Source organism: Enterobacter cancerogenus (assembly GCF_019047785.1).
Taxonomy (GTDB): Bacteria; Pseudomonadota; Gammaproteobacteria; order Enterobacterales; family Enterobacteriaceae; genus Enterobacter; species Enterobacter cancerogenus.
In genome coordinates this window covers 1698598-1712245 of the sequence record NZ_CP077290.1, presented here as the reverse complement: position 1 = coordinate 1712245, position 13648 = coordinate 1698598, and the positions used below count along the sequence as shown (strand labels likewise).

At 57.6% G+C, this 13648-nt stretch carries 11 protein-coding genes; 7 read left to right on the top strand and 4 right to left on the bottom strand.

Annotated elements, in window-relative coordinates; all coding sequences use genetic code 11:
• Positions 1-2: 2 nt before the first annotated feature.
• The 4 genes from I6L58_RS08070 to I6L58_RS08055 are packed head-to-tail and all read left to right on the top strand — an operon-like array spanning position 3 to position 4966.
• A complete protein-coding gene (locus I6L58_RS08070) occupies positions 3-1517 on the top strand; it encodes an ABC transporter substrate-binding protein (RefSeq protein ID WP_176399412.1) in 1515 nt (504 codons plus the stop codon).
• An 18-nt stretch (positions 1518-1535) separates the two neighbouring features.
• Complete coding sequence (locus I6L58_RS08065) at positions 1536-2477, top strand: ABC transporter permease (protein WP_006176784.1); 942 nt, start codon at positions 1536-1538, stop codon at positions 2475-2477.
• A 2-nt stretch (positions 2478-2479) separates the two neighbouring features.
• The gene (locus tag I6L58_RS08060; protein WP_058609354.1) at positions 2480-3355 is read left to right on the top strand and encodes an ABC transporter permease; all 876 of its coding nucleotides are present in this window, start codon (positions 2480-2482) and stop codon (positions 3353-3355) included.
• A gap of 9 nt (positions 3356-3364) precedes the next feature.
• Positions 3365-4966, top strand: a complete 1602-nt coding sequence (locus I6L58_RS08055) for a gamma-glutamyltransferase family protein (RefSeq protein WP_088207886.1) — start codon at positions 3365-3367, stop codon at positions 4964-4966.
• Between the two features lie 55 nt (positions 4967-5021).
• Here the strand turns inward: I6L58_RS08055 and I6L58_RS08050 are convergent, their stop codons facing one another.
• Together I6L58_RS08050 and fadE are read right to left on the bottom strand one after the other, a co-directional pair.
• On the bottom strand, positions 5022-5792 hold the full coding sequence (locus tag I6L58_RS08050) for an amidohydrolase (RefSeq protein ID WP_088207885.1): 771 nt from the start codon (positions 5790-5792) through the stop codon (positions 5022-5024).
• Between the two features lie 108 nt (positions 5793-5900).
• A complete protein-coding gene (gene fadE, locus I6L58_RS08045) occupies positions 5901-8345 on the bottom strand; it encodes an acyl-CoA dehydrogenase FadE (RefSeq protein ID WP_088207884.1) in 2445 nt (814 codons plus the stop codon).
• A gap of 239 nt (positions 8346-8584) precedes the next feature.
• On the opposite strand from fadE, the gene lpcA reads away from it, so the two are divergent.
• Together lpcA and I6L58_RS08035 are read left to right on the top strand one after the other, a co-directional pair.
• Positions 8585-9163: a D-sedoheptulose 7-phosphate isomerase gene (gene lpcA / locus I6L58_RS08040; RefSeq protein WP_003863232.1), complete on the top strand. Its 579-nt coding sequence runs from the start codon at positions 8585-8587 to the stop codon at positions 9161-9163.
• Between the two features lie 56 nt (positions 9164-9219).
• Positions 9220-9987: a class II glutamine amidotransferase gene (locus I6L58_RS08035; protein ID WP_006176791.1), complete on the top strand. Its 768-nt coding sequence runs from the start codon at positions 9220-9222 to the stop codon at positions 9985-9987.
• Here the strand turns inward: I6L58_RS08035 and dpaA are convergent.
• Positions 9958-10698: a peptidoglycan meso-diaminopimelic acid protein amidase gene (gene dpaA / locus I6L58_RS08030; RefSeq protein WP_006176792.1), complete on the bottom strand. Its 741-nt coding sequence runs from the start codon at positions 10696-10698 to the stop codon at positions 9958-9960. The genes I6L58_RS08035 and dpaA overlap by 30 nt on opposite strands.
• Before the next feature lie 241 nt (positions 10699-10939).
• Between dpaA and dinB the strand changes: the two genes are divergently transcribed.
• The gene (gene dinB, locus I6L58_RS08025; protein ID WP_088207883.1) at positions 10940-11998 is read left to right on the top strand and encodes a DNA polymerase IV; all 1059 of its coding nucleotides are present in this window, start codon (positions 10940-10942) and stop codon (positions 11996-11998) included.
• Positions 11999-12053: 55 nt separating this feature from the next.
• Here the strand turns inward: dinB and pepD are convergent, their stop codons facing one another.
• Positions 12054-13511: a cytosol nonspecific dipeptidase gene (pepD, locus tag I6L58_RS08020; RefSeq protein WP_088207882.1), complete on the bottom strand. Its 1458-nt coding sequence runs from the start codon at positions 13509-13511 to the stop codon at positions 12054-12056.
• Positions 13512-13648: the final 137 nt, after the last annotated feature.

Sequence of the window (13648 nt, the reverse complement as noted above, 5' to 3'; positions counted from 1 at the left end):
TAATGACAATGCGTAACTCTTTTTTGACCGTACTGGGAAGTGTCATGTTGTTAGGCGCGGCGCTGCCCGCCCAGTCTGAAAGCGTGCTGCGAATTGGCCTGGGTGCCGATCCGGACATGCTCGATCCGCATCTGGCGCGCACCTATTACGGTCGTTTTGTTTTTGCTTCCCTGTGCGACAGGCTGGTGGACGTCGATGAGCATCTGAAAGTGGTACCGGGGCTGGCGAAAGACTGGGCCTGGAGCGATGACGGTAAAACCTTGACCCTGAACCTGCGTGAAGGGGTCACTTTCCACGACGGGGAAAAATTCGACGCGGCAGCCGCTAAATACAACCTCGACCGCGCCCTGACGTTAAAAGGCTCGCTGCGTAAAAGTGAACTCTCCTCCGTGGAGTCGGTAGAGGTGACGGGTCCACTGCAGATTGCCCTGCACCTGAAAACCCCTGATGCCGCTTTGCTGATGCAACTGACCGATCGCGCCGGAGCGATGATGGCGCCAGACGCGGCGAAAAAACCGGATTTTGCCGCACATCCCGTCTGCTCGGGGCCGTATAAATTCGACAGCCGCGTGTCCCAGGATCGTATTGTTCTGACGCGTTTCGACAACTACTGGAATAAAGACGCCTACCACTTCGACAAAATCATCTATCTGCCGATCCCGGATGCCTCCGTGCGCCTGGCCAACCTGCGCGCGGGCGATCTTGACCTGACCGAAGGGATTGCCGCAAGCGACGTTAAAACCGTTGAGGCCGACAGCAAGCTGGCGCTGGCGAAGGTGACCGGTCTGGGTTATCAGGGCATTACCTTCAACATTAACAATGGCAAGGTGCCGGCCAACGATCCGTTCAAGGATGCGCGCGTGCGCGAAGCCTTCTCTCAGGCCATTGACCGCGATGCGTTAAATCAGGTGGTCTTTGAAGGTCTTTACACCCCGTCCAACCAGGCGTTCTCGCCGGTAAGCCCGTATCACGTCAACCTGCCGGTACCACCGCGCGACGTCGAAAAAGCCAAAGCATTACTGAAAGCCGCAGGCGTTACCACGCCGCTGACCGTCAATCTGCTGGTGCCAAATAACCCGATTTCCCAGCAGGTCGGCCAGGTTTTACAGGCGATGGTGGCGGAGGCGGGCTTTACCCTCAATCTGCAAATGACCGAGTTCGCCACGCTGCTTGACCGTCAGCAGAGCGGTGATTATCAGCTGAGCTTCTCCGGCTGGTCGGGACGTCCAGATCCGGATGGCAGCATCTACGGTTTTGTTCACAGCAAAGGCACGCTTAACGACGGGCGTTACAGCAATGCACAAGTGGATGAATGGCTGACCCAGGCGCGCCAGAGCACCGATCAGGCCGCGCGCCAGCCGCTGTACAACAACGTGGTCAAGCAGCTTCAGACCGACATGCCGATCGCTTACCTCTACTTTGAACCGCGCATTTTTGGTCTGAACAAGCGCGTGCAGGGCTTTAAACCTTACCCGGACGGCATCGTGCGTCTGGCCGGTTTGACGCTGGCAAAATAAACGCCCTGAGGAGAACCCATGCTGGAACTGATTTGCAAACGTCTGCTGCTGGCGATCCCCACTTTGCTGCTGGTGAGCATGATGGTGTTCGGGCTGCAAAAGCTGCTGCCCGGCGACCCGCTGATCGCCATGGCCGGGGAGGAGCGCGACCCGGCGGTGATCGCCCAGCTGCGCGCCGAGCTTAACCTGGATGCGCCGATCCCCGTGCAGTACTTCAACTGGCTGACGCGTGCGCTGCAGGGCGACCTTGGCGTCTCCCTGCGCACCCACGAGCCGGTGACGCAGCTGATCGCCAGCAAGCTGCCGGTGACGCTGGAGCTGTCGCTGCTGGCGATGATCATCGCGCTGGTGTTTGGCATCAGCATGGGGATCCTCGCGGCGGTAAACAAAAACAGTTGGGTCGATCACGGGGCGAATTTCGTGGCGATCTCGGGGATCTCGATCCCGCACTTCTGGCTGGGTATCCTGCTGATTCTGGTTTTCTCGGTCAACCTGCAGTGGCTGCCTGCGTCCGGCTATGTGCCGTTCAGTGAAGATCCGATCCAGAACCTGCGCACGCTGCTGCTGCCTGCCTCCGTGCTCGGTACGGGGCTGGCCGCCACGCTGATGCGCCATACCCGCGCCTCCATGATCGCGGTATTAAAAGCGGATTATATCCGCACCGCACGGGCAAAGGGGCTATTGCCAAACGCCGTGATCTTAAAGCATGCCTTTCGCAATGCGCTGGTGCCGGTGATCACCCTGACCACGCTGCTGTTCGGTGAATTGCTGGGCGGTGCGGTGTTGACCGAGCAGGTCTTCACCATTCCGGGCTTTGGCAAGATGATCGTCGACTCGGTATTCAACCGCGACTATGCGGTGGTGCAGGGCGTGGTGCTGATCGTGGCGATCGGCTTCCTGATGCTCAATCTTCTGGCCGACGTGCTCTACGTGCTTATCAACCCGAAAATGCGAGGTTAACGATGGCGGAACTGACAACTCAAACCGTTGCGCCTGCGCTGCCACGCGCGAAGAGCCGGGTGTTAACAAAATTCCTTGCCAATAAAAGCGCGGTGATCGGCGCGGTCGTGGTGGGCTTCTTCGTGCTGGTGGCGCTGCTGGCACCGTGGATCGCCCCGTTCGACCCGGTGAAAGCCAACTTCCTGGCGGTGCGCAAAGCGCCGTCGGCGATGTACTGGTTTGGCACCGACGAGCTGGGGCGCGACATCTTATCGCGCATTATCTGGGGAGCGCGAACCTCGCTGATGGCCGGCTGTATGTCGGTGGTCATCGCTGTGGTTATCGGCGTGCCGCTGGGGCTGGTGGCAGGCTACTTCCAGAAGATGTGGGATGGCGTGATCTCACGCTTTATTGAAGCGCTGCTGGCCTGTCCGTTCCTGATCATGGCGATCGCGCTCGGGGCGTTTTTAGGCCCGAGCCTGACTAACGCGATGATCGCTATTGGCCTCTCGGCGATGCCGATCTTCGCCCGCTTGACGCGCGGCCAGGTGATCGCCATTCGCAACGAAGAGTACATCGACGGTGCACGGGCGATTGGTCTGCCGGATCGCTGGATCATCATCAAATACGTACTGCCCAACGTCATGTCGCCGATTCTGGTGCAGGCCACGCTGGCGATTGCCTCGGCGATCATCGCCGAAGCCAGCCTGTCGTTTCTGGGGCTGGGACAGCAGCCGCCGAACCCGTCCTGGGGCTCGATGCTCAACACCGCCAAAGGTTTCCTTGAGCAAGCGCCATGGATGTCTATTTTCCCCGGCGTGGCGATTTTCCTTGCCGTGCAGGGCTTTAATTTACTCGGCGACGGGCTGCGCGATGCGCTCGATCCGCGCCACGACTAAGGAGTCATGATGACCAAAGCGCTTGATTTTACGTCCGGCTACGCTTCACGCCGCCCGCCGATGCTGGGCCACAACGCCGTTGCAACCTCGCAGCCCCTGGCGGCGCAGGCGGGCATGCGTATGCTCCAGCTGGGCGGTAACGCCGTGGATGCTGCGGTGGCAACGGCCATGGCGTTAACCGTTGTCGAGCCAACCGGCAACGGCATCGGCAGCGATGCGTTTGCCATCGTCTGGGACGGAGAAAAGCTTCACGGTTTGAATGCGTCGGGCCGCTCGCCTGCCAGCTGGCATGCCGATCTATTTGCCGGGAAAACCGCCGTGCCGGAAATTGGCTGGGACGCCGTTACGGTGCCGGGCGCGGTATCGGGCTGGGTTGCCCTGGCGGAACGTTTTGGTACATTGCCGCTCACCACGCTGGCGCAGCCGGCAATTGAGTATGCGCGCAACGGTTTTCCCGTCTCCCCGCTGATTGGCCATCTCTGGCAGCGTGGCTACAACAAGCTGAAAGACCAGCCGGGCTTTAGCGCCTGTTTTGCGCCGCAAGGCCGTGCGCCGCGCGTGGGGGAAATCTTCCGTAACCCGGCCCAGGCGAACTCGCTGGAACTGATTGCCAAAACTAACGGCGAAGCGTTTTACCATGGCGAGCTGGCACAAAAAATCGCCGCTTTCGCCAAAGAGCATGGCGCACACCTGACAACCGAAGATCTGGCAAACCATCGCGTGGACTGGGTGGACCTGCTATCGCGCGATTTTGCCGGTGGCTCGGTACAGGAGCTGCCGCCGAACGGCCAGGGGATCGCCACGCTGATTGCGCTCGGCATTCTGGAGCAGTGCGGTATTGAGCAGCATCACCCGGATTCTGTGCAGGGGCTGCACCTCGCCATTGAGGCGATGAAGCTGGCGCTGGCGGATCTCGATCGCTACGTTGCCGATGAAGACCATATGGAGTTCGCGGCGAAAGAGCTGCTGAGCGACCATTATCTCAAGGCGCGCGCGGCGCTTATCGATCAGGATAAGGCCTCTGATTTTGTCTACGGTTCACCGACCCAGAGCGGCACGGTGTATCTGAGTACGGCTGATGCCAGCGGCATGATGGTCTCATTTATTCAGTCAAACTTTATGGGCTTTGGCTCGGGGATCGTCGTGCCGGACACGGGGATCAGCCTGCAAAACCGGGGCTGTGGGTTTGTGCTGGATCCAAAACATCCCAATGCGCTGGCCGGCAGCAAGCGTCCGTTCCATACCATCATTCCCGGTTTTGCGATGGACGGAAACGGCAAACCGCTGATGTCATTCGGGGTGATGGGCGGGCCGATGCAGGCGCAGGGGCACATGCAGATGGCGCTGCGCATCATGCTGCACGGCCAAAACCCGCAGGCGGCAATTGATGCCCCGCGCTGGCGCGTGGTGCAGGGCAGGGAAGTGGTCGTCGAGTCGACGTTCGACCGCAATACCATTGCCGCCCTGCGCGAGCGGGGGCATCAGATTGTGGTGGAAGATCCGCTGCAGGATTATAACTTTGGCGGTGCGCAGGTGATTTACCGGATGCCGGAGGGACACTACGTGGCGGCAACGGAGAGCCGTAAAGACGGACAGGCGTTGGTGAGTTAAACGCGCGAGCAGCATTTGTAGGCCGGGTAAGGCGTAGCCGCCACCCGGCTTTTTTTTACCCGATGCTAAACGTATCCGCATCCTGCCACGCAGGAAACTTCTCCCGATACTCCTTCAGCGCCGTCAGCGACAACTCCGCATCAATGCGCGTCGCCTGATGCGGCTCAGCGGTCGCGATAATCTCACCCTGCGGGTTAACCACCCGGCTGTCGCCGCGATAGTGATGCCCGTTGCCATCGGTACCCACACGGTTACAGCCCGCCACATAGGCCTGGTTCTCAATGGCGCGCGCCGTCAGCAGCGCCTGCCAGTGCAGGGAACGCGGGGCAGGCCAGTTAGCGACGTACAGCGCCAGATCGTAATCGTCGCGGTTGCGCGACCAGACAGGGAAGCGCAGGTCGTAGCAGACCAGCGGCAGGATGCGCCACCCGCGCCACTCGAACACCACGCGCTCGTTACCCGCCTCGTAATGATGGTGCTCATCCGCCATGCGGAACAGATGGCGCTTATCGTAGAAATGCACGTTCCCCTCTGGCTCAACCAGCAGGAAGCGGTTAACCGCCCCACGCTCGGTTTGTAGCGCGGCGCTACCGGCAATCAGGGCGTTGGTCTGACGGGCTTTGGCGTGCATCCAGGCCACGACGTCATCCTGCGGCATCGACTGTTTCGCCGCTTCCATCGCAAAGCCTGTGGTGAACATCTCTGGCAGGACAATCACATCGCGTCCGGTAATCTCTTCCAGTTGACGATCAAAGTGGCGCAGGTTGGCAGGGCCATCCATCCACACTAAAGGTTGCTGCAAAATAGAAAGCTTTAAACCCGGCACGATTCAGACTCCTCACAAGACCGCTTTTTGACACTGTAGCACGTCATTACGGGAAAATGTGGCAATAAAAAACCCCGCGCGAGGCGGGGTTTAGGGAAGCGAAACGCGTTAAGCGGCTTCAGGTTTGCGGACCTTCTCCGGCAGCTTTACCGGCTGCGTCGCCAGCTCGTCCGGCTCGAAATCATCCACGTTGATGCTGCGCAGACGGCTCTCTTCGGCTTTCACCAGCAGGGCAGCTTCATTGTTATCAATAATGCCGCCGGCCAGGGCCTGTTTCGCCAGCTCATCCAGACGTGTGAACGGCAGGTTTTTGCCCAGCTGTTTGCAGATCTTCTGGTGAATCGGGTCGGCGGCCATCACGTCGAGCAGCGCTTCTTCAAGCAGACCGACCGGGTTATGCGGCGTGGGTGCCAGATACTGACCGCGGCCAATACGGGAGCGGGTCGCGCTCGGTATTTGCAGGATCTTCGCCACTTTGTGGTCCAGCAGGTCGGATGGCGCAAGATGATGGCGACCGGTCGGGAAGATAGCCACCCGCAGCGCGCCCGCCACGAAGCGGTTCGGGAAGTTTGCCAGCAGATCGTCAATCGCCTGTTCAGCCTGATAAAGCGCATCCTGTACACCCCAGTGTACCAGCGGCAGATCCGCTTCATGACGACCTTCATCGTCGTAACGTTTCAGGACCGCAGAGGCCAGGAATACCTGACTCAGCACATCACCCAGACGGGCAGAGGTGCGCTCGCGACGTTTCAGGCTACCGCCCAGCACCGCCATCGACACATCCGACAGCAGGGCGAGGTTCGCGCTCAGGCGGTTCAGGTGCTGATAGTAGCGTTTTGTTGCGTCACCGGTTGGCGTGGCGCTGGTGAGGCCGCGCGTCAGGCCCAGCCAGAAGCTGCGAACCTCGTTACTGCCCACATGGCCGATATGTTTGAACAGCAGCTTATCAAAGGCATCCACGTCGTTATTCTGCGCAGCAGCCATCTCTTCAAGCACGTAAGGATGGCAGCGGATCGCCCCCTGGCCGAAGATCATCATGCTGCGGGTCAGGATGTTTGCCCCTTCCACGGTAATCGCAATCGGTGAGCCCTGATAGCCGCGCGCCAGGAAGTTGCCTTCGCCGAGCATAATGCCTTTACCGCCCGCAATATCCATCGCGTCGATGATTGACTGCTGCGCGCGATGGGTACAGTGGTACTTCACAATCGCCGACAGCACGGCCGGTTTTTCGCCGAGCATAATGCCGTAGGTAATCAACGATGCGGCGGCGTCCATCACGTAGGCATTGCCTGCGATACGCGCCAGCGGCTCTTCGATACCTTCCATCTTGCCGATGGAAATTTTGAACTGACGGCGGATATGCGCGTAAGCACCAATCCCCATCGCCACGGATTTCAGGCCACCGGTTGAGTTTGACGGCAGGGTAATACCGCGACCGACGGACAGACACTCCACCAGCATACGCCAGCCCTGACCGGCCATTTTCGGGCCACCGATGATGTAATCAATCGGCACAAAGATATCCTGTCCACGGGTTGGACCGTTCTGGAACGGTACGTTCAACGGGAAGTGGCGACGGCCAATTTCAACGCCCGGGGTAGAGGTCGGGATCAGCGCGCAGGTAATGCCCAGATCTTCCTCGCCGCCCAACAGTTTTTCCGGGTCGGAGAGCTTAAACGCCAGGCCCAGCACGGTAGCGATAGGGGCCAGGGTGATGTAACGCTTGTTCCAGGTGAGGCGCATGCCCAGCACCTGCTCGCCCTGCCACTCGCCCATACACACCACGCCGGTATCCGGGATCGCACCGGCGTCGGAACCCGCTTCCGGGCTGGTCAGGGCGAAGCACGGGATCTCCTGACCGCGTGCCAGACGCGGCAGATAGTGATCTTTCTGTTCTTTAGTACCGTAATGCTGCAGCAGTTCGCCCGGGCCGAGAGAGTTTGGTACACCCACGGTGATCGCCAGGATCCCGGAGACGCCCGCCAGCTTCTGCAGCACGCGCGCCTGAGCGTAAGCGGAGAATTCCAGACCGCCGTACTCTTTCTTGATGATCATCGCGAAGAAGCGATGCTCTTTCAGGTAAGCCCACAGTTCAGGAGGCAGGTCGGCCATCTCATGGGTGATAGCGAAGTCGTTCGCCATGCGGCACGCTTCTTCCACCGGGCCATCGATAAAGGCCTGCTCCTCTGCGGTCAGGCGCGGCTGCGGATAGTTGTGCAGCTTTTTCCAGTCTGGATTGCCCTGGAACAGATCGCCTTCCCACCAGGTGGTGCCCGCGTCGATCGCCTCTTTCTCTGTACGCGACATCGGTGGCATCACCTTGCGGAAGCCTTTAAATACCGGCGCGGAGATCATCGACTTACGCATCGGCACCAGGTTAAGCGGCAGAAGGATGAGGGCCAACGGAACTAAAAGCCAGATATTCCAAAGCCCTGCTACGGCAAGCGCTGCCGTCCAGGCCAGCAGGATCAGGCTGCTGAAGAAGAGACTGACGCGGTGATAGAACAACACACCGAGCAGAACAACGGTTGCGATAATGCTCAAAATCATCATAACGAAAAGCTCCCTTGCTTGTAGGAGGTCTGACCACTTGTGATGATATGGTTGTAGTTGATGTGAATTCCTTTAGCAATGTGTTTACAAAATAATTACAACCTGGTTCACATTGTTCGCGGTTAAGCCGGCACGAAAAAGCAAAACGCCGGACGTTTCGCAAGGCTTTAGCTTCTCGCTTTTAGTGGTATCCGGTACACTCCATCCTGTTATCTCATCAATACTGAAGGATTATCCTCATGTACCAGGATCTTATTCGTAACGAACTGAACGAAGCGGCGGAAACGCTGGCTAATTTTCTGAAAGATGATGCCAATATTCACGCGATTCAGCGCGCTGCGGTCCTGCTGGCCGACAGCTTCAAAGCCGGTGGTAAAGTGCTCTCCTGCGGTAACGGTGGTTCCCACTGTGATGCCATGCACTTCGCAGAAGAGCTGACCGGGCGCTATCGTGAAAACCGTCCGGGCTACCCGGCGATTGCGATTTCCGACGTGAGCCACATCTCCTGCGTAGGCAATGACTTCGGTTACGACCACATTTTTTCCCGCTACGTTGAGGCGGTAGGCCGTGAAGGCGACGTGCTGCTGGGGATTTCGACCTCCGGTAACTCCGCAAACGTGATCAAAGCGATCGCCGCCGCGCGTGAAAAAGGGATGAAAGTCATCACCCTGACCGGTAAAGATGGCGGTAAGATGGACGGTACGGCCGATATCGAAATTCGTGTTCCGCACTTCGGCTATGCAGATCGCGTTCAGGAAATTCACATCAAAGTGATCCACATCCTGATCCAGCTGATCGAAAAAGAGATGGTTAAGTAAGACTTCGCGGGGGGCATATCCATTGGGGCGCTGCCCCCGCTGTTGTGGAGGTGATTATGTGCGAACTGCTCGGGATGAGCGCCAATGTGCCAACCGATATCTGCTTTAGCTTCACCGGGCTGGTACAGCGCGGTGGGGGAACCGGGCCGCATAAAGACGGCTGGGGCATTACCTTCTACGAAGGCAAAGGCTGTCGCACGTTTAAAGATCCACAACCCAGCTTCAACTCGCCCATTGCCAAACTGGTGCAGGATTACCCGATAAAATCCCACTCGGTTATCGCCCACATTCGTCAGGCAAATCGCGGCGAAGTGGCGCTGGAAAACACGCATCCCTTTACCCGCGAGCTGTGGGGTCGCAACTGGACCTACGCGCATAACGGCCAACTGACGGGCTATAAATCGCTTGAAACGGGCAATTTCCGCCCGGTCGGAGAAACCGACAGCGAAAAAGCGTTTTGCTGGCTGCTGCACAAGCTGACGGAACGCTATCCCCGCACGCCGGGCAACATGGCAGCGGTGTTCAAATACATTGCGTTACTGGCGACAGAATTGCGCGAGAAAGGGGTATTCAACATGCTGTTGTCTGACGGGCGCTACGTGATGGCGTACTGTTCGACGAACCTGTTCTGGATCACCCGCCGTGCGCCGTTTGGTGTGGCCACGCTGCTCGATCAGGATGTGGAGATAGATTTTCAGAAGGAGACCACGCCAAACGATGTGGTCACCGTGATCGCGACGCAGCCGCTGACGGGCAACGAAGCCTGGCAAAAGATTATGCCAGGCGAGTGGGCGTTATTTTGCCTCGGGGACCGTGTAGTTTGACGCCAACTGTGGGTGGACGACTTCGTGGCTCAGCGGTTTGCTGACCAGATAACGCCCATCCACAACCGAAACAACCGGCGGCTTATGGGTCTGTTCAAAGTAGTCGTAACCCGGCTTCAGCTGTTTCCAGAAATCCGCGTAGTAAGAGTATTTGTGACGCGCCATGTTGGCATCGGTCATGCGGAACGGATAAATGCTCACCTGCACGTTCGGCTGACCAAAGACCAGTGCGCCGGTCACGAACTGGAAAATCTCATCAATGCCCGTATCGGTCATCGCGTAACAGCCGACAGACACGCAGGCACCGTGGATCATCAGGTATTTACCCTCATAACCGTGGGCACGGTCGAAGGCATTCGGGAAACCGATGTTAATCGCTTTATAGAAACGGCTGTCAGGTTTTAGCTGGCTACGCTGAACGTTGTAAAACCCTTCCGGACTCTTGAAGTCGCCCTGACGTTGTTTTGGTCCAAGGCCCCCTGAATAGTTACAAATCTTATAACTATCAAGCAGCTGATACGTCTCGCCCATTTTGACATACAGGTCGAGAGTGCGCTCTTCCTTGAAGATTTGAATATAAACCGGGGATCCCATTAACTGCTGTTTATATTCTTTGCTGATGGGTGTGGTTGAACTGTTGCTGCTGAGCAGCCCGGCAAACGACACACACGGAATCAGAAGCATCGCAATGAATAATGCGATTTTACGCATACTACTTGTTCCTTGATAAAACCATGACCAACTTGCCAGGACGGCAAAAGAGACCCGAAATCAGATTATTCTGGACAGGAGCGCTCACATTATCATCGCTATAGATTTTCGCAATAGCGAAGCTGTTAGTTTACACATTAGTTTTCCTTTATAAAGTGGGCAGACGCTGCTCGCGTCACGGACGCTTCTCAATTTGCTTATGTTTACTGTATACTTATCCAGTGATGAGTGAGGGTTTACTATGCGCAAAATAATCCATGTCGATATGGACTGCTTTTTCGCTGCGGTAGAGATGCGTGATAATCCGGCGCTACGGGATATCCCTATCGCGATAGGCGGAAGCCGCGTCCAGCGTGGCGTCATCAGTACCGCCAACTATCCTGCGCGCAAATTTGGCGTACGCAGCGCAATGCCTACGGCAATGGCGCTGAAGCTGTGCCCTCATCTCACCCTTTTACCGGGGCGTTTCGACGCCTATAAAGAAGCCTCCGCCCACATACGGGAAATTTTTTCCCGCTATACCTCGCTGATTGAGCCGCTTTCGCTGGACGAAGCCTATCTTGATGTCACTGACAGCCTGCATTGCCACGGCTCAGCCACGCTGATGGCGCAGAAGATCCGCCAGACCATCTCAGACGAGCTAAACCTGACCGCATCGGCAGGCATCGCGCCGGTGAAGTTCCTGGCGAAAATCGCGTCCGATCTCAATAAGCCCAACGGTCAGTACGTCATCACCCCTGAAGAGGTCCCGGCGTTTTTGAAAACCCTGCCGCTCGGTAAAATTCCCGGCGTGGGGAAAGTCTCTGCCGCCAAGCTTGAAAGCATGGGATTACGGACCTGTGAAGACGTGCAGCGCAGCGATCTGGCGATGCTGCTCAAGCGTTTTGGCAAATTTGGCCGCGTGCTGTGGGAGCGCAGCCAGGGGATTGACGATCGCGACGTGAACAGCGAACGGCTGCGTAAATCCGTCGGGGTCGAGCGCACGCTGATAGAAGATATTCACGACTGGTCAGATTGCGAAGCCATTATTACCGATCAGCTCTATCCCGAGCTGGAACGACGTCTGGCGAAGGTGAAACCGGATCTGCTGATTGCCCGTCAGGGCATCAAGCTCAAGTTCAACGATTTCCAGCAGACCACCCAGGAACACGTCTGGCCCCGGCTGAATAAAGACGATCTTATCGCTACGGCGAAAAAAGCGTGGGAAGAGCGGCGGGCAGGGCGAGGGGTTCGGCTGGTGGGGGTGCACGTTACGCTGCTGGATCCGCAGCTGGAGCGGCAGTTGGTATTAGGGTTGTAGCGTGTATCAATCGTAGGCCCGGCAAGCGAAGCGCCACCGGGCATCAAACGGCTAATTACTTCGCAGGGATCGCCTTCAGCAGTTCCGTCAGCAGCGTCCAGTAGTGGCCCACGCTTTCGATATGAACCTGCTCATCCGGGGAGTGTGGCCCGGTGATGGTTGGCCCAATGGAAACCATGTCCATGTTCGGGTACGGTTTTTTGAACAGACCGCACTCCAGACCCGCGTGGATCACCTGGATATTCGGCGTGCTGTTGAACAGACGCTGATAGGTTTCACGTACCAGCGCCATCACCGGAGAGGTGGCATCCGGCTGCCAGCCCGGGTAGCTGCCTTTCGCGGAGGTGTTCGCGCCCGCCAGTTTACCCAGAGATTCCAGCATGCTCACCACATACTCTTTACCGCTGTCGATCAGCGAGCGGATCAGACAGATGATCTCTGCGCTCTCGTCGCTCATGGTGACCACGCCCACGTTCAGAGAGGTTTCTACCACGCCTTTCGCGACGTCGGAGTTGCGGATTACACCATTTGGCGTGGCGTTCAGCAGTTGAACGAAGCTGTCGCGTGACTGTGCGGTCAGCGCGGCTTTATCTGTAGAGACAGATTCCAGCACCACGTTCAGGTTTTTCTCTTTCTCAGACAGTTCGTTTTTCAGGATATCCAGATAAACGCTGGCGAGCTTTTTCAGCTCGTCTGCTTTTGCCGCAGGCACGGCCACGGTGGCGAAGGCTTCACGCGGGATCGCGTTACGCAGCGTACCACCGTTGAAATCCACCAGACGCAGATCCAGGTCAGTCGCATGACCTGCCAGGAAGCGCGCCAGCAGTTTGTTGGCATTGCCGAGACCTAAATGAATATCGCCGCCAGAGTGGCCGCCTTTCAGCCCCTTCAGCGTCAGCTTGAAGGTCTCGAAGCCCGCAGGAACGGCTTCGCGGGAGAGCGGCAGGGTAGAGATGAAATCAATCCCGCCCGCGCAGCCCATGTAGATCTCACCTTCTTCTTCTGAGTCGGTGTTGATCAGGATGTCAGCCTGCAGCCAGTTCGCCTGTAAGCCAAACGCACCGTCCATGCCCGCTTCTTCGGTCATGGTCAGCAGCACTTCCAGCGGGCCGTGCTCAACGCTGTCGTCTGCCAGCACGGCCAGCGCAGAGGCCATGCCAATACCGTTGTCCGCGCCAAGGGTGGTGCCGCGCGCTTTCACCCAGTCGCCATCGATGTACGGCTGAATAGGATCTTTGGTGAAGTCGTGAACGGTATCGTTGTTTTTCTGTGGAACCATATCCAGGTGCGCCTGCAGCACAACCGGTTTACGGTTTTCCATCCCTGCGGTTGCAGGTTTACGGATCAGGATGTTGCCCACCTGGTCACGCTCGGCGTGCAGGCCTTTTTCCTTCGCCCAGCCCATAATGTGTTCGGCTAATTGTTCTTCATGGTAGGACGGGTGCGGAATGGAGCAGATTTTGGCAAAAATATCCCACAGCGGCTGTGGCGATAATTGAGACAGTTCAGACACGATAAGTCTCCTTGTCGGTGCGCTGCAAACAATGATGCAGGACACGGGGTTAGCAGGTTAATAGTTACCACAAGTCGGGCTTGCGAGATGAAACTGAGAATACCACTTTCTCTGGTTGCTGGTAGCATTAAGCATGT

Coding starts and splice junctions, on each gene's coding strand:
- dinB (WP_088207883.1), top strand. CDS start 10,940: ATGCGCAAAATAATCCATGTCGATATGGACTGCTTTTTCGCTGCGGTA.
- I6L58_RS08035 (WP_006176791.1), top strand. CDS start 9,220: ATGTGCGAACTGCTCGGGATGAGCGCCAATGTGCCAACCGATATCTGC.
- fadE (WP_088207884.1), bottom strand. CDS start 8,345: ATGATGATTTTGAGCATTATCGCAACCGTTGTTCTGCTCGGTGTGTTG.
- I6L58_RS08070 (WP_176399412.1), top strand. CDS start 3: ATGACAATGCGTAACTCTTTTTTGACCGTACTGGGAAGTGTCATGTTG.
- lpcA (WP_003863232.1), top strand. CDS start 8,585: ATGTACCAGGATCTTATTCGTAACGAACTGAACGAAGCGGCGGAAACG.
- I6L58_RS08055 (WP_088207886.1), top strand. CDS start 3,365: ATGACCAAAGCGCTTGATTTTACGTCCGGCTACGCTTCACGCCGCCCG.
- I6L58_RS08065 (WP_006176784.1), top strand. CDS start 1,536: ATGCTGGAACTGATTTGCAAACGTCTGCTGCTGGCGATCCCCACTTTG.
- dpaA (WP_006176792.1), bottom strand. CDS start 10,698: ATGCGTAAAATCGCATTATTCATTGCGATGCTTCTGATTCCGTGTGTG.
- I6L58_RS08060 (WP_058609354.1), top strand. CDS start 2,480: ATGGCGGAACTGACAACTCAAACCGTTGCGCCTGCGCTGCCACGCGCG.